General features: G+C 64.8%; 23 protein-coding genes. 8 read left to right on the top strand and 15 right to left on the bottom strand.

Annotated elements, in window-relative coordinates; all coding sequences use genetic code 11:
* Window positions 1–42 precede the first annotated feature (42 nt).
* The 3 genes from RBB18_RS19850 to RBB18_RS19840 form a co-directional block, all read right to left on the bottom strand.
* Window positions 43–1560 carry a hypothetical protein gene (locus tag RBB18_RS19850; protein WP_306112173.1) on the bottom strand — a complete coding sequence of 506 codons (1518 nt, stop codon included), beginning with the start codon at window positions 1558–1560 and terminating at the stop codon, window positions 43–45.
* Window positions 1561–1570: 10 nt separating this feature from the next.
* A complete protein-coding gene (locus RBB18_RS19845) occupies window positions 1571–3091 on the bottom strand; it encodes a DUF2125 domain-containing protein (RefSeq protein WP_306112172.1) in 1521 nt (506 codons plus the stop codon).
* Window positions 3092–3179: 88 nt separating this feature from the next.
* Entirely contained in the window at window positions 3180–4721 is a 1542-nt protein-coding gene (locus RBB18_RS19840; protein ID WP_306112171.1) for a DUF2125 domain-containing protein, read from the bottom strand.
* Window positions 4722–4885: 164 nt separating this feature from the next.
* Here RBB18_RS19840 and RBB18_RS19835 point away from each other — a divergent pair, with 164 nt between their 5' ends.
* Together RBB18_RS19835 and RBB18_RS19830 are read left to right on the top strand one after the other, a co-directional pair.
* On the top strand, window positions 4886–5629 hold the full coding sequence (locus RBB18_RS19835; protein ID WP_306112170.1) for an SDR family oxidoreductase: 744 nt from the start codon (window positions 4886–4888) through the stop codon (window positions 5627–5629).
* Window positions 5626–6240 (top strand): enoyl-CoA hydratase/isomerase family protein, encoded by a 615-nt coding sequence (locus RBB18_RS19830; protein WP_103762122.1) that lies wholly within the window; start codon window positions 5626–5628, stop codon window positions 6238–6240. The genes RBB18_RS19835 and RBB18_RS19830 overlap by 4 nt, the downstream gene beginning before the upstream one ends.
* A 76-nt stretch (window positions 6241–6316) precedes the next feature.
* Here RBB18_RS19830 and RBB18_RS19825 read toward each other — a convergent pair whose 3' ends face one another.
* Genes RBB18_RS19825 through RBB18_RS19815 form a run of 3 tightly spaced genes read right to left on the bottom strand, consistent with a single transcriptional unit; the run spans window position 6317 to window position 8471 of the window.
* Window positions 6317–7699: a multicopper oxidase family protein gene (locus RBB18_RS19825; protein ID WP_306112169.1), complete on the bottom strand. Its 1383-nt coding sequence runs from the start codon at window positions 7697–7699 to the stop codon at window positions 6317–6319.
* Window positions 7700–7756: 57 nt separating this feature from the next.
* Complete coding sequence (locus RBB18_RS19820) at window positions 7757–8119, bottom strand: STAS/SEC14 domain-containing protein (protein ID WP_306112168.1); 363 nt, start codon at window positions 8117–8119, stop codon at window positions 7757–7759.
* Between the two features lie 58 nt (window positions 8120–8177).
* Window positions 8178–8471: an HNH endonuclease gene (locus RBB18_RS19815; protein WP_306112167.1), complete on the bottom strand. Its 294-nt coding sequence runs from the start codon at window positions 8469–8471 to the stop codon at window positions 8178–8180.
* Between the two features lie 73 nt (window positions 8472–8544).
* On the opposite strand from RBB18_RS19815, the gene RBB18_RS19810 reads away from it, so the two are divergent.
* Entirely contained in the window at window positions 8545–8727 is a 183-nt protein-coding gene (locus RBB18_RS19810; RefSeq protein ID WP_338020418.1) for a hypothetical protein, read from the top strand.
* Complete coding sequence (locus tag RBB18_RS19805) at window positions 8724–9896, top strand: TIGR03862 family flavoprotein (RefSeq protein ID WP_306112166.1); 1173 nt, start codon at window positions 8724–8726, stop codon at window positions 9894–9896. Before RBB18_RS19810 ends, RBB18_RS19805 begins: the two co-directional genes overlap by 4 nt.
* Before the next feature lie 22 nt (window positions 9897–9918).
* Here RBB18_RS19805 and RBB18_RS19800 read toward each other — a convergent pair whose 3' ends face one another.
* Both RBB18_RS19800 and RBB18_RS19795 read right to left on the bottom strand, forming a co-directional pair.
* Window positions 9919–10842 carry a sulfite exporter TauE/SafE family protein gene (locus RBB18_RS19800; RefSeq protein WP_274592610.1) on the bottom strand — a complete coding sequence of 308 codons (924 nt, stop codon included), beginning with the start codon at window positions 10840–10842 and terminating at the stop codon, window positions 9919–9921.
* A gap of 147 nt (window positions 10843–10989) precedes the next feature.
* Window positions 10990–11577, bottom strand: coding sequence for a glutathione S-transferase family protein (locus tag RBB18_RS19795; protein WP_103762116.1), 588 nt, complete (start codon window positions 11575–11577; stop codon window positions 10990–10992).
* Window positions 11578–11709: 132 nt separating this feature from the next.
* Between RBB18_RS19795 and RBB18_RS19790 the strand changes: the two genes are divergently transcribed.
* Window positions 11710–12138 carry a GFA family protein gene (locus tag RBB18_RS19790; protein ID WP_103762115.1) on the top strand — a complete coding sequence of 143 codons (429 nt, stop codon included), beginning with the start codon at window positions 11710–11712 and terminating at the stop codon, window positions 12136–12138.
* 6 nt (window positions 12139–12144) lie between these two features.
* On the opposite strand, the gene holA is transcribed toward RBB18_RS19790, so the two are convergent.
* From holA to RBB18_RS19770, 4 genes are read right to left on the bottom strand one after another with little or no spacing between them, the layout of a single operon-like run.
* Window positions 12145–13170: a DNA polymerase III subunit delta gene (holA, locus tag RBB18_RS19785; protein ID WP_103762114.1), complete on the bottom strand. Its 1026-nt coding sequence runs from the start codon at window positions 13168–13170 to the stop codon at window positions 12145–12147.
* The gene (lptE, locus tag RBB18_RS19780; RefSeq protein WP_103762113.1) at window positions 13167–13658 is read right to left on the bottom strand and encodes an LPS assembly lipoprotein LptE; all 492 of its coding nucleotides are present in this window, start codon (window positions 13656–13658) and stop codon (window positions 13167–13169) included. The genes holA and lptE overlap by 4 nt, the downstream gene beginning before the upstream one ends.
* On the bottom strand, window positions 13645–16197 hold the full coding sequence (gene leuS / locus RBB18_RS19775) for a leucine--tRNA ligase (protein ID WP_306112165.1): 2553 nt from the start codon (window positions 16195–16197) through the stop codon (window positions 13645–13647). Before leuS ends, lptE begins: the two co-directional genes overlap by 14 nt.
* 22 nt (window positions 16198–16219) lie before the next feature.
* Window positions 16220–16417 (bottom strand): hypothetical protein, encoded by a 198-nt coding sequence (locus tag RBB18_RS19770; protein WP_306112164.1) that lies wholly within the window; start codon window positions 16415–16417, stop codon window positions 16220–16222.
* On the opposite strand from RBB18_RS19770, the gene RBB18_RS19765 reads away from it, so the two are divergent.
* Window positions 16397–17644 (top strand): glycosyltransferase, encoded by a 1248-nt coding sequence (locus RBB18_RS19765; RefSeq protein WP_103762111.1) that lies wholly within the window; start codon window positions 16397–16399, stop codon window positions 17642–17644. The two genes, RBB18_RS19770 and RBB18_RS19765, sit on opposite strands and share 21 nt — an antisense overlap.
* Before the next feature lie 19 nt (window positions 17645–17663).
* On the opposite strand, the gene RBB18_RS19760 is transcribed toward RBB18_RS19765, so the two are convergent.
* Entirely contained in the window at window positions 17664–18152 is a 489-nt protein-coding gene (locus RBB18_RS19760) for a DUF3576 domain-containing protein (RefSeq protein ID WP_103762110.1), read from the bottom strand.
* 173 nt (window positions 18153–18325) lie between these two features.
* On the opposite strand from RBB18_RS19760, the gene RBB18_RS19755 reads away from it, so the two are divergent.
* Together RBB18_RS19755 and RBB18_RS19750 are read left to right on the top strand one after the other, a co-directional pair.
* The gene (locus RBB18_RS19755; protein ID WP_306112163.1) at window positions 18326–18979 is read left to right on the top strand and encodes a YggS family pyridoxal phosphate-dependent enzyme; all 654 of its coding nucleotides are present in this window, start codon (window positions 18326–18328) and stop codon (window positions 18977–18979) included.
* A gap of 112 nt (window positions 18980–19091) precedes the next feature.
* The gene (locus RBB18_RS19750) at window positions 19092–19247 is read left to right on the top strand and encodes a hypothetical protein (protein ID WP_306112162.1); all 156 of its coding nucleotides are present in this window, start codon (window positions 19092–19094) and stop codon (window positions 19245–19247) included.
* 123 nt (window positions 19248–19370) lie between these two features.
* Here RBB18_RS19750 and RBB18_RS19745 read toward each other — a convergent pair whose 3' ends face one another.
* Window positions 19371–19868, bottom strand: coding sequence for a L,D-transpeptidase (locus RBB18_RS19745; RefSeq protein WP_306112161.1), 498 nt, complete (start codon window positions 19866–19868; stop codon window positions 19371–19373).
* Window positions 19865–21298, bottom strand: coding sequence for an amidase (locus RBB18_RS19740; RefSeq protein ID WP_306112160.1), 1434 nt, complete (start codon window positions 21296–21298; stop codon window positions 19865–19867). Before RBB18_RS19740 ends, RBB18_RS19745 begins: the two co-directional genes overlap by 4 nt.
* Window positions 21299–21371: the final 73 nt, after the last annotated feature.

The following is a 21371-nucleotide window of genomic DNA, read 5'->3' as shown; positions in this document are numbered from 1 at the left end:
ACTGCGCTGCCGAAACGGGCGCAAGCCATGGGCGCAAGGCGTTCAGCGCAAGCGCTGCCCGTTCACAGTCACCTGTCCGTCCGGCTTGATCTCGAATTCGGCGCGCACCGCGTCGTCCTCGCCATCCACCGGTGCGGTGAACATGCCCATCATCATCCGCGCCGACATCGCGTCATCGGTCGTCAGAACGCCGGCCTCTGTCAGACGGTCAAGCAACCCATGGACGCCGGTCAGTTCGAACGTGGCGTCCCCTTCGGTCGCCGGGAACCCGTCGAAGGTGCGTCGCGCGCCGTGATCGAACCGCACCGCAGCCTTTCCCGTCAGTTCCGCATCCCAGAACCGGGCTTCCAGCGCCCTGAGGTCCAGCGTTTCGATCGACACCGGCAAGGGCCCGTTGAATGATTGGCCCAACGCGGCAAGGTCGAACAAAGTCTCCAGAAGAATCGCCTTGCCGCCCAGATCGACCTTCAGGTCCGCCGTCTGCCGCGAAAGCGCGTCGGATATGAAGAAAGCGGACCAGGTTTCTTCGGACAAACTCAGCCCGTCCAACTCGAATCGCAGCGCGTAATCCTGCGGTTCGATCGCGCGCAAGACCGGCACCGCCAAATCCATCAGGACCCTTGCCGCTTCCACATCCACTGTCAGTCCCAACAGTTCGTCCGTTATCTGCATCTCGGCCGCGTCCGAATCCGAAACGACACGCAAACCATCGCCCGATAGCGTGAAGATGCCCGTGATGTTGGTCCACCGGGTCTCACCGGAAGAGATCAACTCGCCGGCATACCATTCGTCGTCTTCGTCGTGTCCTGACTTGGCCGCTGCCTCGTGCCGGAACATCATGCCGGCCTCTGCAAGCTCCGGCAGGCCGTCCAGCGTAGGCCCGCCACGCGGCAGCCGCAGCTCGGTCAGGGTTTCGACCTCGTCGCGTCTCAACGTACCGGCGAGGCCCTCCGTGCTGGTGTCATCTCCATATCCGTAATCGATCACCACCTGCCCGGCCACGCCGCGGCGCGTGAAGTCCAGCCAAGCATCGTCGATCCGGCTGGTCTGCGTGATGTCGAAACCGGATTGAACGTACCGGTACTCAGCCGGAAAAGGCTGACCGCCAATACCGAACTCGGTCATGTCGATCTCGAAGCTTGTCCCGCTCCAGCGGGTCTCAACGCCGGCGTCGGTCTGCCGCATCCGCACGCCGACATCCTCCATCCGCCAGGCGAACGCACCGGACGAGGTGAATCCCTCTTCCGCGTCGCCAATCGCGGCCACGCTGAAGGGCATGGCCTCGGAGGTGGGCAGCTGCACCGCTACCTCCCCGGCATCGGGCACGAAACGCGGGCCGGGCAGTTGCAGGTTCATCTCCAGCGGAAGCCCGGGAAACTGCATCGACAGAAAGATCGGCCCCACCGCCAGCGCATCGCCCTCGGGCACCGCTTCGGCCTCCCAGTCGAGGCCCAGAGCCTCGAACTGGGCCGTCCAGACACCCCACGCCTCCTCGACCGTCAACTCGGCAAGCGCGGCCTGCGGCGCACACAGCGCCGCCACCGCAAGGACCTGCCGCATCCTCATCGGCTCACCGCAGCCGCTGGCCGTTGGCAAGCACCTGGCCATCCTCGGTCACCTCGATGGTCGAGGTGATCACGTCCTCGCCCTCGCCCGGCGTGCCGAACATGCCCAGCATCATGCGGGTGCCCATGGCCTGCTCCTCGGGAACAAGGCCCATCGCGACCAGCGTGTCGATCAGGCCATTGGCACCGTCGACGCGCAAATCGACGCTGCCATTCGGCGCGGGCATGCCGGGGAAGGTCTCGTAATCCTCGTTATCGATCTCGAAAGCTCCGCTGCCGGTGACCTCCGCGCCCACGGCGCGCACCGCCAGTTCGTTCAGCTGAACGTTCTCGATCCGCCCAAGTGCCTCCTCGGTCGGGGAGACTTCCATCATCCGCATGATATCCAGCGGATCACGGCTCAGCGCGGCTTCGCCAGACAGATCCAGCACCACCGTCATCGGGTCACGCGGCAGTTGTTCCTGCGCATCGAACAGGGCCCAGATCGCCTCGTCCAGCGTCACCTCTTCCAGCGTCATGCGCAGTTCCACCGGCACCGCGCCATCGGTTTCGGTCACCGGCGCGGTGATCTGGCCTTCACTGCGTGCGATCTGCCCCGCGATGGGAAAGGGCATCTCCGATGGCATCACGAACTCGAACCCGAAATCGGTATAGACGCCGCCTACCGACAGCCCGTCTTCGCTCAGCGCGACATCGCTGCTCTCCATGGTATAGGCGGTGGTCTGGCGCATCTCCATGTCCTCGACCTTGGTCACCGTGGTGCCGTCCACCTGCATGCCGCCGGTCTTGGCCACAAGCATCAGCCCGGCGCGCAGCGCGTCGTCCAGGTTCAGCAGGTCAACCTGCCCGGCCGGGATCGCCATTTCCACTTCCGAAGTCCCGCCCGTCATCTTTTGCTGCCCGCTCGACACCGCGCCTTGCGGATCGCTGAATTTCGTATCGAAGGTCATGCTGTCCGACGTGGTGGACATCGACACCTTCACGATATCCCCCTCGATGATCTCGTATTGGCTGGTCCCGGTCAAAGTGCCTTTGACCGACACGTCCAGCACGCCTTCGTCCGGCACGGTGAAGTCGGTCAAGGCGAACCGCGCATTCTCGAACGACCCGTCATAGGTCACCTGGCCCGGCGTTCCGGTCGCAACGGTTGGCGTGTCGAAGCCTTCGTAGGACAGCGTCGCGGACATCACCTCGCCCTCGTCGGGCAAAGTGAAGGTGACCTCGGCCGTCATCCCGTCGGAATAGTTCAACGCGACGCTGCCGTCGCCCTGTTCGGTCAAGGTGAACCCGTCCGTGCTCAGCCGCGCCACACCCGCATCCATCGGCAGCGCATAGGTCATGACCATGCTGTCGACCCGCAGGCTGTCGCCTTCGCGCACCGGCTCGGCAGTGACCTCGAAGCCAAAGGCCCGGGCCGGGGCCATCATGTTGGTCAGCACGTCCTCGGCCGTCACATCGGCCAACGCCGCCACCGGCGCGACGGCCGAAGCACTCAGGATCACGGGGAAAACACGGGAATACGTCATCAGGCTCACCTTTCATCAGAGCTCAATCGTCAAAAGCACGAAGGGCCGGATCATCCGGCCCCCGCAAATGTCCTCGCCTCGGTCGGGTTCAGCGCAGACGCTGCCCGTTCGCCAGGACCTGTCCGTCGCTCTTGACCTCGATCGTCGAGTTCAGCGCGTCCTCTCCCTCGCCGGGAACCGCGAACATGCCCATCATCATCCGCACGCCCATAGCCTGTTCCTCGGGGACAAGCCCCATGGCGATCAGCTGGTCCAGAAGCCCGTTCGCGCCGGTCAGACTCAGGTCGACCGACCCCTCCGGTGCCGGCATCCCGTTGAAAGTCTCCAGATCGGAATTGTCGAAGGTGAACGCGCCTTCACCGGTCAATTCCGCACCTGCGGCACTGACCGTCAGGGTGTTGATGTCCAGCGTGTTAAGCTCGCCCGGCACACCCAGCTCGCCGGTTTCCGCCGCTTCCATCTGCTCGGGGTCGAACAGGTCGAAGAACAGCTTGGCCGTCCCGGTCAGATCGAGGTCGATCGTCGCCGGGTCATGCGGCAACTGGCCGGCGGGGTCGAAAATGCCCCAGATCATGTCCGACATGGTGAAATCGCCCAGCGTCAGGCCCATGGCGAAATCCTGTTCGTCCTCGCTCTTGGCGACAGGCATGGTCAGGTTGAACGCGGCGGTGCCAAAGGCGACCTCGACCGGCAGCGGGATGTCGCCCCCGGCCATGTTCAGGTTCATGTTGCTGGCCGACAGGTCATAGGTCAGCCCATCGGCGCCCAGCGCAACGGTAATCTCGCCCCCGTCCGAACTGGTGGTGCCTTCGGTGGTTTGCGGCGGATCGACGAACGTGAACTCGCTCGACCCCTCGGAATAGGTGACCGTCGCGTCCACGTCGAAGCCGTTCTCGATCGACGCCCCCATGTTGGCGGGGTCCATTTCCAGCGGCAGCGCCCCGTTGGCCGCGACCGTCATGCCGGCGAACTGACCTTTCAGCATCATCTCGCCGCCACCGCCTTCGGGCTCGTCGATATCGACGGTATAGGTCACCGGCCCCGTGGTCATCTTCTGTTCGGAGGTGCGCAGGTCGCCGATTTTCATCGTCGTCGTGCCGCTGACGTCGGCGATCCGGAACTCGACAGTGCCAAGGTCCATCGTCTCGCCTTCGACCGTAACGTCGTTCAGGATCACGGCGACTTCATCTGCCGTGTAATTGTAAAGCAGGTCGTCGGGGTTGCCGGACGCCGTCATTTCCAGACTTGTCGTGTCGTATTGCATACCAACGCTGAAATCTTCCGCAGCGGGCGACGAGACCATCACGTTCATCGGCATCGACGCCGGCAATGCGATCGAAACCGTGCCATCGCCGTTATCGGTAAACGTCAGCTCGCCCATGTTGACCGAAATCGTCGTGTCTTCCTCGGGGATCGCCATCGACATCGTGATATTGGACACCGTCAGCGCGTCGCCGGACTGGTTTTCTTCGCCGCTGACCTCGTAACCCGATGCGGCCAGATATCCTTGCCAGTCCGCCCAGACATCCGCCGGCGTCACATCCGCCTGCGCGCTGCCTGCCGCAAGCGCAAGCCCGATCGCCGTCGCGGTTCCAAACCGTGCGCCGTCCGTCATGCCAAAAACTTTCATGCAGAATCCTTTCGTGTTCAAATTCCCAGCTTTGCTCCAGCTTCCGCCGTCGCGCAATCGGGGTCAAGGGGGGGAATCCCGGCCTTGCGCTGGACCTCGCCAGTTCAAGGCGATAGCTCTGGCGTGAACATACGTCACTGCAGAGCTGAAAAAGGTTCAATCCCATGCAAGACAAGACTGTCCTCGTCACCGGCGCCAGCCGCGGCATGGGCGCCGCCGCCGCCCGCCATTTCGCGTCGCTGGGGGCCAATGTGGTGCTCGCCGCCCGCAGCGCCGATGCGATACAGGAGATCGCCTCGGAAATCGGTGATCGTGCGCTGGCCGTGACCTGCGACGTCAGCCGCTACGACGACGTCAGCGCCGCCGTGGCCGCCGCCCACGACCGCTTCGGCGGGCTCGACGTGCTGATCGGCAACGCCGGCGTGATCGAGCCCATTGCCCATCTCGCCGACGTCGATCCCGACGCATGGGACGAGGTGATCGACATCAATCTCAAGGGCGTTTTCCACGGCATGCGCGCCGCCCTGCCGGTCATGAAACAGGCCGGATCGGGCACCATCATCACCATCAGTTCCGGCGCCGCAACCAGCGCGCTCGAAGGCTGGAGCCACTACTGCGCGTCCAAGGCCGCGGCACTGATGCTGACCCGCGCCGCCGACAAGGAAAACCGCGATCACGGCATTCGCGTCATGGGCTTGTCGCCCGGCACGGTGGCCACCGACATGCAACACCAGATCAAGGCCAGCGGCATGAACCCCGTGGCTCAGCTCGACTGGTCCGACCATATCCCGCCCGACTGGCCCGCCCGGGCGCTGGCCTGGATGTGCACGGCGGAGGCCGATGGGTGGCTCGGCCAAGACATAAGCCTGCGCAACGAGGATATCCGTCTCGCGGTAGGGCTCAAATGATCGAGCTCGACAAATCCGACGACGGCCTCTGGACCGTCACCCTGAACCGGCCCGACAAGGCCAATTCCCTGACCTACGCCATGCTGACCGAGTTGGCCGATATCGCCGAGGGCGCCACCGAGGCCCGCGCACTGGTCCTGACCGGCCGCGGCAAGGCGTTCTCGGCGGGCATGGATCTCGAGGCCGCCAAGTCCGGCCTGCCGACCGACCCGGTGTGGGAACGCCTCTCGGCCGCCCTCTCGGCGCTGCCCTGCCTGACCATTGCCGCGCTCAACGGCACCGTCGCGGGCGGGGCCATGGGCATGGTGCTGGCCTGCGATCTGCGCATCGCCGTGCCGGGCACCAGGATGTTCTATCCGGTGATGAAACTGGGCTTCCTGCCGCAACCTTCCGATCCGGGGCGGCTGACGCGGCTGATCGGCCCGTCGCGGGCCAAGATGATCCTGATGGCGGGACAGAAGATCGACACGGAAACCGCGCATCACTGGGGCCTCATCGACGAGGTGACCGAGCCCGATGCCCTGCTCGACACCGCGCGCACCCTGGCCGCCGACGTGCTCGGCGCAGCCCCCGACCACACGGCAGGCATAAAGCACCTCTGCCGCTCCTGATCGGGCCGGAATTTTTGAAAATTCCGGGCTAGAAAATACGTATTTTCTATTCCGTTTTCCGCGTGGAAAACGGCGCCTACGTGATCCGTATCCAGTTCATCATGCCCGACATCTGGTGCGCGGCCATGTGGCAATGAAACATCCAGTCGCCCGGGTTCTCGGCGACAAAGGCGATCTCTCGTGTTTCGTCTGGATGGATCACCAACGTATCACGCCACGGACCCACACGGCCCTCAGGCAGTACTTCGCGGAAATGCTGCCCATGCAGATGCATCGAATGGGAGAAAGCCGTCCGGTTTTCCATCGGCACCCGCACCGTTTCGCCCAATGCAGCCTGGATCAGCGGCTCCCCGTCCATCCCGGCCTGCCCGTTAAAGGCCCAGAACTGCCCCGCCTCATAGAGCGCCCGCGCCTCCATCTTCGATCCTTGCCACATGACGCGCTCCGGCAGGCCCCGCATCGCGCCGCCCTCCATGACGAGCGGCACCTGCCGCGCGCCCTCGGCCTCAAGCACGGGCAGGTCGTTGGGGGGCAATGCTTGCGGCGCCTCCCGCACGGCCTGTTCCGCGCCGTCGACCGACACGGACACCGTCGCATAGGTGCCGTCCCGCTCCACCGATCCGATGATCGCCTCTTCGCCCGTCTCGGCAGTGATATCGACGATCAGGCCCACCCGCTGCGCCGGCCCGATCTCGACCTGTTCGATCCGCTCCGGCGCCTCGAGTGGCATCGCGTCCAGCGCCACCACCGAGGCGTTCATCCCCTGGAACACCAGCCGGAACACCCGTGCCGTCGCCGCATTCACCAGCCGCACCCGCAGCCGCGCGCCCTTCGGATAGCTGCGCCGCAACTCGCCCGCGCCGTTCACGGTGATATAATTCCCCAGCCGCCCGGCATGGGACATGTCGTGCCGGTTGCCGAATTCCGGATGCAGTTGCGCGTCCTCGGTCAGCCGCCAGTCGTCCAGCACCAGGATCTCCTCGGCATCCACCTCCGGCGGCTCCGCCTCGTCCACCACCAGCACCCCGGCCAGCCCGCGCGAGATCTGCTCCAGCGAGTTGGCGTGCGGGTGATACCAGAACGTCCCGGCATCCCGCAGGGCAAAGCGATAGTCGAAGCTCTCGCCGCGTCGCACCGCCGCCTGCGTCATGCCCGGCACACCGTCCATTTCGTTGGGCAGGCGCACCCCGTGCCAATGCACGGTCGTCTCTTGCTCCAACCCGTTGACCAGCCGTGCCTCGAACATCTCACCCTGCCGCTGGCGCAACACCGGCCCCGGCACCTGCCCGCCGTAGGACCAAACGCGCGTCTTCGGGAAATCACCGGGCGCCAGCTGCACTTCGGCTGGCGCCGCGGTCAGAACGCGACCCGGCTCACCGGCCCACACCGGCCCCGGCACTACCTGCGCCCCGGCCAGTCCGCCCGCCAGCGCCAACACCTCCCGCCGTGTCAGATCCATCTTGCCCTCGCAGTTTGCCACGCCCGCAAGAGTGGCCCATCCCGCCCCGTGGTCAAGTCACTCTGCCGCGATCCATTCCCGCGCCTCGTCCAGATCGTCCAGATCATAGGTCCGCAGCTTGGTCGACATCAGCGCCCCCGCCGCCTTGGAGACCGGCCCGATCCAGCCGATATCCGACACCACCGCCACATGGCTGATATGGCGCAGGTTCCTGAAATCGAACTTGATCCCCGGCCAGATCACCGAGGGCTCGAACCCGTCGAGGCTCTCGATCACCTCGATCAGCTTCACCGTCCCATGGGCGTCGATAAAGCCCTGCATCCGGTCGACGATCCGGTCGTAATCCTCCCGCGTGACCTTTCCCGACACCGTCAACTCGACGGTCTTCGTATCGGCATCTTCGATATATTTGACTGTCATGGTAAAATCCTCCCGCACCAAGCATTCCGCATCCCGGCACGCCCCGCCTTGCGCAGGATCAACGTTTCCGTCGCCCACCCGGTGTTTTCGAATGAAACCCGGGCGGGCGCTTGGCGACCCATCGGATGAACTTCTCCAAGCGCGGATGTGCCCGCAACGCCTCGACCGTGGCATAGTCCCGCGCCAGCTCCGCCTCTGTCAGCGTGGCGTGGATCTCGTTATGGCAGATCTGGTGCAACAGCACGACCGGCCCGCCCTTGCCGCCTTTCAGCTTGGGCACCAGGTGATGCAGGCTCTGCTTGGCTTCGGGCGGGATGGACCGCCCACACAGCGGACAAACCGGATCGTCCATCGCTTTTCCTTGATCTTTTTGCCACGACAGGCAAGAGGATGGAGGCACCACGAAGAATGGCAAGGGAGCTGCCATGGATTGGGACAACCCGCCCGCGTTTGTCGCGCAAGGCATCGACGACGGCAAGAACCGCTTCACCCCGCAGGTCCTCTTCGCCATCTGGAACGCGCTCAAGGCGCATGACATCGAAATTCCCTTCCCGCAGCAGGTCGTGCACCACAAAGGCCTTGGCGCGGCGACACCCCCCGGCGCATGACCGACGCGCTGGTCATCGGCGCGGGGCCGGCCGGTCTCATGGCCGCCGACGCACTCGCCTCGGCCGGTGTGCCCGTCACCATGGCCGAGGCCAAGCCGTCCCCGGCCCGCAAATTTCTCATGGCGGGCAAATCCGGCCTCAACCTCACCAAGGCCGAGGATATGGAAACCTGCCTCGCCGCCTATGCCGAAGCCGCGCCACAGCTGCGCCCGATGCTTACTGCCTTCGGGCCGGACGATGTCATCCGCTGGGCCGAGGCGCTGGGCCAGCCCACCTTCATCGGCACAACCGGCCGCGTCTTTCCCACCGCGATGAAGGCCTCGCCGCTCCTGCGCACGTGGCTCTCCCGCCTCGAAGGGCTGGGTGTGACGCTGCACCGCCGCTGGCGCTGGACAGGCTGGAATGGCGATGCGGTAGAGTTCGACACGCCGGATGGCCCGCACCGGCTGACACCCACGGTCACCGTGCTGGCCTGCGGTGGCGCCAGCTGGGCGCGCCTCGGCTCCGATGGCGCGTGGGTGGCCCGTCTGCCGGGCCAGACCGCTCCGTTCCAACCCGCCAACATGGGCTTCACCGTCGACTGGTCTTCCCATATGCAGCGCCATTTCGGCCAGCCATTGAAGAACATCGCGCTCCAAGCCGGCACGCATGTGTCTCGTGGCGAGATCGTCCTGTCCGCCAAGGGCATCGAAGGCGGCGGACTCTACGCCCTCTCCCGCCCGCTACGCGAAGGCGCGGCACTCACGATCGACCTGCGCCCGGATCTATCACTAGAAGCTCTCCGAAAACGCCTGAGCCGTCCGCGCGGCAAAGCCAGCCTGTCGAACCACCTGCGCAAAACCCTGCGCCTCGCACCCGTGGAACAAGCCCTCCTGAACGAATGCGCCCGGCCCCTGCCCGACGACCTCGCCCCGCTGATCAAGGCCCTGCCGGTCCCGCTCAAGGCCCCACGCCCCATGGACGAAGCGATCTCGACCGCCGGCGGCCTGCGCTTCGACGCCCTCGATGAAGACTTGATGCTGACATCCCACCCCGGCACCTTCGCCGCCGGTGAAATGCTGGACTGGGAGGCACCCACCGGCGGCTACCTACTGACCGCGTGCCTGGCGACAGGGCTTTGGGCGGGCCGCGCCGCCGCACGTTTCGCAGAAGGCGTAACCGGTTCTTAGGCCAGCCGCGTCTCCACGGCGCTCAGCCCTCGCGCACGCTGGCGATCGAGAAAACGTTCGACGGCTCCAGCACCAGATCAAGGCCCAGCTTCAGACCGACGGCCAGCACCAGCAGGGCCAAAAGAATGCGCAATTGTTCCGCCTTCAGGGCCTGCCCGATCATGCTGCCGAACTGCGCGCCGACCACGCCACCGACGATCAGCAGCGCGGCCAGCACCGTGTCCACCGTCTGCGTGGTATAGGCGTGCATCATCGTCGTATAAGCCGACACGAAGATGATCTGAAACAGCGAGGTGCCGATCACCACCTTCGTCGGCATTCCCAGGATATAGATCATCGCCGGCACCACGACGAAACCGCCACCGACCCCCATGATCGCCGACAGAACGCCGACGCCGAACCCGACCATGAGCGGCGGGAAGACCGAGATATAAAGGCCCGAGGTCCGGAACCGCACGCGCAGCGGCATGGAATGCACCCAGTCGCGCCGCGTGCGCTGCGGCCGTCGCTTCGGCCCCTGGACCTTGGCGCTGCGCATGGCGCGCAGGCTTTCGATGAACATCAGCGTTCCGATCAGGCCCAGGAAGACGACGTAGAACAGGTTGACCAGCAGATCGACCTGACCCAGCTGCCGCAGCAGGCTGAAAATATAGACCCCCACGGTCGACCCCACGAGCCCCCCGGCCATAAGCGCGCTTCCCATGCGGAAATCGACGGTGCGGCGTCGCATATGCGCGAAGATGCCCGAAAACGACGAGGCGACGATCTGATTTGCGGATGTCGCGACCGCGACCGCTGGCGGAATGCCCAGGAAGAACAAAAGTGGTGTGATCAGGAACCCGCCGCCCACTCCGAAAATTCCCGACAGCAGCCCCACGACAAGACCGACCGACAAGAGCAGCGGGCCATTGACCGAGACCTCGGCGATAGGCAGGTAAAGTTGCATGGCGCGGGGTTTCCTAACCGGGCATGATCCGCACTTACGCCCATCCCCCGAGACCTGCAAGGCGGCGGCCTGTGATCCCACCCCCGCAACATTGCGTTCCACGGCCCGTAGGGTGGGTGAAACCCACCACTCGAACCGGCCGCTCTCTTACCCCATCTCCGAAACCTTGCGGAACGCCTCACGCGCTTCCAGCCGCGCCCGATACGCCCCAAGCAGCTCGCCGGGGCCGGGAAACTTCGCGATCTCCGCCCAGCGCAAACAGTGTACCAGCAGAATATCCGGCACCGTCATCTCCCCGCCCATCAAAAATGGTCCCTCCAGTGCCTCGGACAGTCGCGCGATATTGGCCGCGTACTCCCATTTCAGCGTATCCTTGACCGCCGCCACCCGCTTGTCCTCGGGCAGGACAAACGTATGCCGCGCCGCCATCCACAGGCTGCAATCAACGTCATCGAGGATCTGGTGCGTCAGCGCATCCTGCCGCGCCCGCTCCAGCGTGCCCGCCGGATGGGTCAGCGCCCCGTGCCGGTCGGCCAGATACGTCATGATCGCCACCGACTCGGTCACGACCGCCCCGTCCACCCGCAACGCGGGGATCTTGCCCGACGGGTTCGCCGCCACCGCCTCGGCGCTGCGCGGCCCGGCAGGCGTGTGGTCGTAATCGACGCCCAACTCCTCCAGCATCCACAGCACGCGGAACGCCCGGCTGGCCTTCGATCCGATCACTTCGTACATCTCGCGTCTCCCTCGTATGTTGCCTCACGCTCGCCCGCGTTCAGGCTCTGCGCAACGAAATTCCACTCCACTGCTGACATTTGCGGTCATACTGATCGCCTATCTTGCCCCAGCCTGGAGTGGAGACCCATCATGCACAAATCCGGAACCTGCCTTTGCGGCGCCGTGACCCTCGACATCGCCAACGCCCCCGACGCGACCGGCGCCTGCCATTGCGGGATGTGCCGCAAATGGTCCGGCGGCGTCTACCTGGGACTGCACGTCAAGGCAGGCGATGCCACGATCACCGGCGCGGACAACATCACCGCCTACACCTCGTCCGACTGGGCCGAGCGCTGCTTTTGTGCCACCTGCGGTACGAACCTCTTCTACCGCGTCACCGCACCGGGCCCGATGCAGGGTGATATGCATGTGGGTCTTGGCCTTCTGGACGATCCCTCCGGCATCAGCCTGTCCGAGGAAATCTTCATCGACCGCAAGCCCGACGCCTACGCGCTGGCGGGCGACCACAAGCGCATGACCGAGGCCGAAACGCTGGCCATGTTCGCAGAGATCTCCTGAAACAACCTACCGCTGCGCCAGCGTCGCCAGCCGGATAAGCGCGCGCTCCACCAGCGCCATGTCCGGCGCCGTCTGCCCCGCCGAGCGCAGGCGCAGGTCCGTGTCGGTCAGCACGCCCAGCGCCTCTTCAAGCTTGGCCGCACCCCAATGCGCCGCCTGCCGTTGCATCCGGTCACGCCGGGGGCCAAAGACCGGCGGGCGCACCCGCGCGATGCCCTGCCCCGGCCCACCCGGATCGCTGGCCGCCGCGAACAGCGTTCGGAAATGACGGTTCGCCGCCATGCACAGGCCGACCGGCTGCACCCCCTGCGCCCGCAGCCGCTTCATCACCGGCCCGATCTCGCCCGGCTTGGCCTCGGCCACAAGATGCAGCACGTCATCCAGATCCGCCTCGACCGACACCGGCGCACAGGCGGCGATGTCTGCGGCGCTCAAGGGCGTGTCATCGCCCCGCTTGTACAGCGCCAGCTTGTCCATCGTCTGGCGGAAATCGCCCGGGTCCAGCGCGCGGGCCAGCGCATTCAGGTCCGCCATCGCCTCGCGCGGGATATCCCGCAAACCCGCCTTCGACAGGATCGCCTCGATCTCGGCCCGGCCCGGCGGCTCGTCATAGATGGCTGCCGCATAGGCGTTCCTGTGCCCCTCGAACAGCTTGCGCAGCTTCGATGTCGCCTTCAGGCTCCCGGCGGTCACCACCACCTGCGCATCCCCCGGCTGCCAATCCTCCAGCGCCGCCGTCACCACCGGCGCCACGGTCTCGTTGGCGTCCTCGACAAAGGCCACGCGCGGGCCGGGAAAGAACCCCTGCGCCTTGACGGCATCCATCAGCATCGCCGGGTCCTTGCGCAAATCGCCCGCCGGGATACGCGTCAGCCGCATCTCTTCCTCGCCCTGCGGTCCGATAAGGGCCGCAATCACCTCCTGCCGCTTCAGCGCCACGCGCATCGCGTCGGTGCCATAAATCAGCAGGCCGGTCTTGTCGGGATCGGGCCGTGCGAAATAGGCCGGCGCATCGCGGGGCGACAGCTTCATGCCGGCAGCTTGCCGGCCTCGGCCGTCAGCCGGTTCAGGATCTGGTCCGCCAGGATCACCATCAGCCGCGCCTCGGCATCGCGCTGCGCCGCCTGCGTCGCCACGGTGGTGCCCGAGGCCGAGTACGAGGTAAAGCTGTCCGCCTGCCCGCTCAGGACGACCGCATTGCTGCGAAGATCGCGCAGCGCGTATTTCACGTTGCCCAGCAGGTTGTACCGCGTCGTCACGTTGCTGCGCGAGATCGCCACGGCCTCTTCCGTCAGATTGATTGAATAGCCCAGCCCGTAAACCTGCCGCTCGCCGCGCCCCAGCCGTTCCTCGATGTGGCGGGTCAGCAGATAGCCCGGCCGACTGTCCGGCGCATCCACCAGGACGGCATCCTGCAACCCCTGCGCCGCACCCCCCGGGCCATAAGCCGGCGCAAAGCCGCAGGCGGCCAGCCCGGCGGGCAGGCCCAGCAACACGAAACGACGGTTAAACGACGACATTCACGATCCGCCCGGGGACGACGATGACCTTCTTGGGCTGGGCCCCATCCAGCGACCTTGCCACAGCTTCGTGCGACAGAGCAATTTTTTCAACCTCTGCCTTGTCCATGTCCTTGGGCACGCTGATCTCGGCCCGGCGCTTGCCGTTGATCTGGATCGGCAGGGTCACGTTGTCATCGGTCAGCATCGCCTCGTCGGCCACCGGCCACGGCGCCTGCGCCACCAGCCCCTCGCCGCCCAGCGCGGACCAAAGCTCTTCGGACAGGTGCGGCGTCATCGGCGACATCAGCTGCGCCAGAACTTTCGCCGCTTCCTTCTTCGCCTCCGCACCCGCGCCGGACTTGGCCAGCGTATTGGTAAAGCCATAAAGCTTGGCAATCGCCGCGTTGAAGCCAAAGCTTTCCACGCCACCCGTCACGTCATGAATCGCCCGGTGCATTTCTTTTGCCAGTGCCTCATCCTCGGACGCATTGGCCGGGCTGGTATCCCCGGCAATCTCCGACACGATCCGGTACACCCGCGCCAGGTGTTTGTAAGTCGCCTCGGCCCCGGCGGCGGTCCATTCCACGTCCCGCTCCGGCGGGCTGTCGGACAGGACGAACCACCGCGCGGTGTCGGCACCGAAGGCCTCGATAATGTTGACAGGGTCGACCACATTCTTCTTCGACTTCGACATCTTGGCCGAGGGGATGATCTGAACCTCGGTGCCATCGGCCAGCTTGCCGTCGGTCACGTCCTCCGGCAGGTGATAGACCGGGCGGCCGTTGGCGTCCTTCGTCTGGTAAATCTCGTGCGTCACCATCCCTTGCGTGAACAGCGCGTCAAACGGCTCGATCGCCTTTTCCGGCAGGTGCCCGCAGATATGCATCGCCCGCGCGAAGAACCGGCTATACAGCAGGTGCAGGATCGCGTGCTCGATGCCGCCGATATACTGGTCCACGTTCATCCAGTACTCGGCATCCTCCATCCGCGTCGGCGTGTCCGCATCCGGGGCCGTGAACCGCGCGAAATACCAGCTGCTGTCCACGAACGTGTCCATCGTGTCCGTCTCGCGCCGCGCATCCGCGCCGCAGCTCGGGCATTTGCACTCCCGCCACGTCGGATGCCGGTCCAGCGGGTTGCCCGGAATCGAAAAATCAATCGGCGTGCCACCCTCATCATAGGGCAGCTCGACCGGCAGGTTTGCTTTCTTCTCCGGCACCACGCCGCAGGCCTCGCAATGCACAACCGGAATGGGACAGCCCCAATACCGCTGGCGGCTCAGCCCCCAGTCGCGCAGGCGGTACTTCACCTGCCCCGTGCCAAGCCCGTTTTCCTCGAACCAGTCGATCGTGGCGTCGATGCCTTCCTGGCTGGTGGCCTCACCCACACCTGCGAAATGGTCGATATACACCACCGTCTCGGTCTTGGCGGGCACCAGCGCCTCGGTCTCGACATCCTTTTCCTGCCCGGGCAGGTAAAAGGCATTGCGCACCTCAAGCCCATACTTGCGCGCGAAATCAAGGTCCCGCTGGTCATGCGCCGGACAGCCGAAGACCGCGCCGGTGCCATAATCCATCAACACGAAATTCCCGACCCAGACGGGCAGTTCCTTGTCGGGCCAGACCGGATGACGCACCGTGATCCCGGTGTCGATGCCCTTCTTCTCGGCCTTCTCCATCGCGGCCTCTGTGGTGTCCATCTTGCGCGTCTCGGCAATGAACGCCGCCAGTTCCGGATTGTCCTTCGCCAGCTCACGGCTCACCGGATGCTCCGGCGAAATCGCGATGAAACTCGCCCCGCGCATCGTGTCGGGCCGGGTCGAGTAACAGATGATCGGGTCGCCCGCATCCGTCCGCGCGAACGGAATCTCGATGCCGCGCGACTTGCCGATCCAGTTCTCCTGCATCAGCCGCACCTTCGCGGGCCAGTTCTCCAGCCCGTCCAGCGCCTCGAGCAACTCGCCCGAAAAATCGGAGATCTTGAAGAACCATTGCGTCAGCTCACGCTTCTCGACCTCGGCACCAGACCGCCAGCCCTTGCCGTCGATCACCTGCTCGTTGGCAAGCACGGTCATGTCCACCGGGTCCCAGTTCACGACCGCGTTCTTGCGGTAAACCAGCCCCTTTTCCAGGAAATCCAGGAACAGCGCCTGCTGCTGGCCATAGTATTCCGGGTCACAAGTGGCGAACTCCCGGCTCCAGTCAAGGCTGAGGCCCAATGGCTTCATCTGCCCGCGCATGTCGGCGATGTTGCCATAGGTCCAGTCCTTGGGATGCCCCCCGCTCGCCATCGCGGCGTTCTCGGCGGGCATCCCGAAGGCGTCCCATCCCATCGGGTGCAGCACGCTGTGCCCGGTCGCCAGCTTGTAGCGCGCGATCACGTCGCCCATTGTATAGTTGCGCACGTGCCCCATGTGGATGCGCCCCGAGGGATAGGGGAACATCTCCAGCACGTAGTATTTCGGCTTCTCCTGCGACCGCGCGGCCCGGAAAATCCCGGCCTCGTCCCAGGCCTTTTGCCATCTTGCTTCGATATCAGCGGCGGAATAACGCGACATGACCCGATCGGCCCCTCGTTTCTCAAACTCCAAAGCGTGATAGGGCCCCGCGCCCGCAGGGTCCAGTGCGCAGCAGGTAAAAATCGAACGCCACCTGTTTCTTGCAAGAAATCGGACCGGAAAATTCAAATTTTCCGACGCGGAATTTTGCAAAATTCCGCCCCGCAGCTATAAGCCGGAAAAACGCGCAGGCATTTGCATGAAAATCCTCTTCATCCATCAGAATTTTCCCGGCCAGTACAAACACCTTGCGCCGCTTCTGGCCTCGCGCGGGCACCAATGCGTGGCGCTGACACTCAAGGTCGACAAACCCGCCAACTGGAACGGCGTCCGCATCCTGCCGTACAAGCTGCCCAAGCGCGACGGCCAACGCCTGCACCCCTGGCTGGTCGACCTCGATACCAAGGTCACCCGCGGCGACGCGTGCTACCGCGCCGCGCGGCAGCTCAAGGAAAAAGGGTTCGAGCCGGATCTCATCCTCGCCCACCCCGGCTGGGGCGAATCGATGTTCCTGCGCGACGTCTGGCCCCAGGCGCGCCTGGCGATCTATTGCGAACTCTATCACCTCGCCGACGACACCCATCTCAACTTCGACCCCGAGTTTGCCAAGGGCGACCCCGGACCGCAATCTCTGCGCATCCGCCTCAAGAACCTCAACAATCACCTGCATTTCCCGTTCGCGGATGCCGGCATCAGCCCCACACGCTTTCAGGCTGACACGTTCCCGGCAGAGTTTCGCGACAAGATCACCGTGTCGCATGACGGCATCGACACGCTCAATGCCTGCCCCATGCCGGATGTGCGCCTTGTCATCGACGGCCAGGTCGACGTCACGCGCGCCGACGAGGTCATCACTTTCGTCAACCGCAACCTGGAGCCCTATCGCGGCTACCACATCTTCATGCGCGCCCTGCCGCGCATCCTGCGCGAACGTCCCAATGCAAAGGTGCTGATCGTCGGCGGAGACGAGGTCAGCTACGGCGCCGCGCCGCCCAAGGGCCAGACGTGGAAGCAGATCTTCCTCGACGAGGTACGCGGCCAGATCCCGGACGCCGATTTCGCCCGCGTTCACTTCCTCGGGCGCATTCCTTACGACCAGTTCCTGCGCCTTTTGCAGGTCAGCCGCGTGCATGTCTACCTCACCTACCCATTCGTGCTCAGCTGGTCGCTGCTGGAGGCGATGTCCTGCGGCGCGGCCATCATCGCCAGCGGCACCGCGCCGGTGCGCGAGGTGATTCGCCACGACGAGACCGGCCGACTGGTGGATTTCTTCGACGGCGAAGCTCTGGTGGACGAGGTCTGCGCCCTGCTCGACGACGAAACCGCGCGTGGCAGACTGGGTGCAGCCGCGCGGCACCTGATGCGCGACAAGTACGATCTGCACACGATCTGCCTGCCGCGTCAGCTCCGCTGGATTTCGGCTGTCATGGATAACGCGCCCGTCTGACGGGCGCGCAGATGCCGGATCAGAACCGGCCTGCCTGCGTCCGCAATTGCCGCGCGCGGGTCAGGATCGCGTCCTCGATGGCGCGCTGCGTGCCCGCCGCAACCGGACCGCTCTGCGATTGCAACGCCACGTTCAGCGCCCGCGCATCCAGCGCCGGATCGCTGATCAGGACGGTCGCGCGATAGGCGCGCCCGCCGCCCGGCGGTCTGCCGTAGCCGGTCGAAATCACGCCGGTGAACGGGTCCGCGCTTTGCACCGGAAGGAAATCAAGAACCTCCAACGACGCGGTCCACAGGAAACGGTTCACCCGAATACCGGCAGAGCCGTCGCTCTTGAACGCATCGAACAGGCTGGTGCCCCCGGTCGCGGACGTCGGTGTCTGGTTCGGCCCGCCTTCTACGCGGTAGGCCTCGGGATCCAGCTTGCCATTCCTGAACGCACTGCAAGAGGCCAGAAGCCCCACACTCGCCAACAGCACAACCGCGCTTTTCAAAGGGGATTTGAACATTCCACCACCCGTTCCAGTTTTCCCTTCATTATCCAACCATACCAACATCGGCAAGGTTGTTTCCCGGTCCAGTGACCGAATGGATCGCAACTGTGGTCCACGGGCGTGCGGATTTGCGCAAGCGCCGCACCTGTGGCACTAAGCGGGCAGCCGAAATCACCCGGAATCCCATGATGAGTCTGCATGACATCCAAGCCCGCATCGCGACCGCAGAAAAAGACGCCGGGCGCAACCCCGGATCGGTTGAACTGATCGCCGTTTCCAAGGTCCAGCCGAACGAACGGATCACTGCCGTGCTGGACGAAGGCCACCGCATTTTCGGCGAAAACCGCGTTCAGGAAGCGGCCGGGAAATGGCCGGATTTCAAGGAACGGTATGAAGGTGTCGAGCTACACCTCATCGGCCCGCTTCAGACCAACAAGGCACGGCAGGCGTTCGATCTGTTCGACACGATCCATTCCGTAGATCGGCCCAAGCTGGCCAAGACCATCGCGCGCCTGGCGCAGGAGGAAGGCCACTGCCCCGGCCTCTTCATCCAGGTCAACACCGGCGAAGAGGACCAGAAGGCCGGTATCATGCCTGCCGATGCGGACGCCTTCATCGCCGACTGTCGTGCGCTCGATCTGCCGCTCGAAGGGCTCATGTGCATTCCCCCCGTCGACGAGGAACCCAGCCTGCATTTCAGCCTCTTGGCCAAGATCGCCGAACGCAACGGGCTTTCGGGTCTGTCGATGGGCATGAGCGGCGATTTCGAGCGCGCCATCGCGCTTGGCGCCACGCATGTCCGCGTTGGCAGCGCAATTTTTGGCGAACGCGACTACGACTAAACGCAGGTTACGACCCCTGTCCTGACCTGTGCTGGTCTCCGTCACCAGGACCCAACACAGTTTCGTGGGCCCATTCGGGTCCGTTTTTACCGCCGTCGCGATTTAGACCAGCATGGCTACAGCCGAGTTCACCATCAGCTTCGACTGGGGCGCCCTCCCGCACGGCGCCTCGGGCCGCCCCAACATTGTCGGCAGCCCGGCCTTCGTGTCGCGCGGTGTGCCCGCCGGGACCGCCACCGCCAAGGCACGCCGCGAATACCCGGAGTAACGCCGGGACCAAAAGTCTTTCAAAGACTTTTGACAATTTCCTTTCAAAGGAAATTGCCGCGCCGATGGCACCGACGCGTTGCCACCCGGATACCGACGCGATACCGACATGCGTTTCGCGGCGTCACCCCGGCACGACCAGCCGCGTCCCCAAGGTAATCCTTCCCGCGATCCAGCGCAGGTGATCCGGCCGGAACGCCACGCATCCCGCCGTCGGAAACCCCGGCCGACGCCAGCGATGCAGAAAGATGCAAGACCCCTTGCCGCGCTCTGCCCGCGGCCAGTTCCAGTCGGTGACGATCACCAGGTCATAAAGCGGATCGCCCCGCCGCAACACCTCGTGCGAATGTGGGTAAGGTCTTGAAACCATGAGGTTGTAATCCTCGTGCCCGGGATCATCCGACCACAAATCACCGGGCCGGATCGGCACCGCCCAGTCCGCGGGCCTTGCCATCCGGTCGGGACGATAGAGTATCCCGACGATCCGGTGCGTGCCCACCGGTGTCGCGCCGTCCCCCTCGCGCTTGTCGCGGGACAGCCCGCCACGCCCGATCGTGCAGGGAAAGCGGCGCCCCATGAAGCGCACACCCTTCGGTGTCAGAACCAGATCCTCGGGCGTCATTGCGCAACCCCTCCGGGACGTTTGACACCGGTCAGGAACAGGTCCGGCACCATTTTTTCATACAGATAAGCCGCCTCGAAAACCCGCGCATCGTCAAAGGTGGGCCCCACGATCTGCATCCCCGTCGGCACCCCGTGCCGGTCCTGCCCGGTGGGCACCGACATGACAGGGCAATTGTGCAGCATGTTGAACTGATGCGTCAGGACCCAGCCGTATTCCGGGTCAACCTCCTGCCCGGCGACCTCGAAACCGGGGCCTATCGGATCATGATCCGCCCGCACGCAGCCCACCGATAAGGTCGGGCAGATGAACACGTCCGCCGCGTCGAGGATCGCACCCATTCGCTGGTACATCTCATGCTGCGCCTCCCAGGATCGCGCCACATCATCCGGCCCCAGCCGCGCCGCCGCCTCTGCGGTGGCGATGGCGTAATCCGTCATCCGGTCGCCGTATTCCTCCAGCGCCCAAAGTGGTGCACGCCCGAAATGTATTGCCAGGTACCACTGCATCGCGGCGCGGTCGACGCGTTGATCCCAACCCAACTCCACCGGCGTCACGTCACAGCCCGCCTGCCGGAAAACATCCAATGCCGCCAGCGTGTTGTCCCGCACGTCGCCGTCGATCGGAACATATCCAAGATCCATCGAATATGCGATTTTCATCGGTCGCCCGCGCCCTTCCAGCGGCAGCACCACGCGGTCCCTCAGGCTGTCGTGATCCCGTGGATGCGGGCCCGAAACGATGTTCTGCCCCAATGCGCAATCCGTCACGCTCCGGCTCAGGAAACCGCAATGATTGTAGCGGTCGAAATTCGCCGGCGGCCCGTCCGGATTGCGCCCGTGCGGCGGCTTGTACCCCACCAATCCGCAGGCGCTGGCCGGGATCCGGATCGACCCGCCGATATCGGTGCCCGTGGCCAGCGGTACCATCCCCGCCGCCAGCGCCGCCGCCGACCCGCCCGAAGACCCGCCCGGGCTGTAACCAAGGTTGAAAGGGTTGCGTGTCACTCCGAACCTCTCGGACCGGCAGACGCCCGACAGGCAGAATTCCGGCGTGGTGGTGCGGGCCGGGATGATCGCTCCCGCCGCCAACAAGCGCTCGATCATCGGATCCGACCGCGTTTCGACCTCGTGCCCCATCGACCAAGACCCTTGCGTGGTGCGTTGTCCCTGCACTCGCTGCGCATCCTTGACCGCTACCGGCAACCCCTCAAGCGCGCGGGCCTTGCCGTTCGCATAAGCAGTTTCGGCACCGCGCGCCGCGTCCAGCGCGTCGTCGAAAAAGGCTTCGGTATAGGCGTTCAGGTCGGGATTTACGGCCTCGGTCCGGACAATCAGCGCCTCCAGATACGCAACCGGCGACAGGTCGCGCGCCTTGAACCGGGCCAGGACATCCCTCGCGGAAAGATAGCAAAGATCATTTTCGGTCATGGCGTCTCCCACACGGTCACCATGTCGAAAACCGAAGACGGTTGAAAGCCCGACGAAGCAACCGGCATCCCTG

The sequence above is a fragment of the Roseovarius sp. MMSF_3298 genome (assembly GCF_030733705.1).
GTDB lineage: Bacteria > Pseudomonadota > Alphaproteobacteria > Rhodobacterales > Rhodobacteraceae > Roseovarius > Roseovarius confluentis.
The sequence above is the reverse complement of the archived record's forward strand: the minus strand, read 5'-3'. Positions and strand labels throughout refer to the sequence as shown.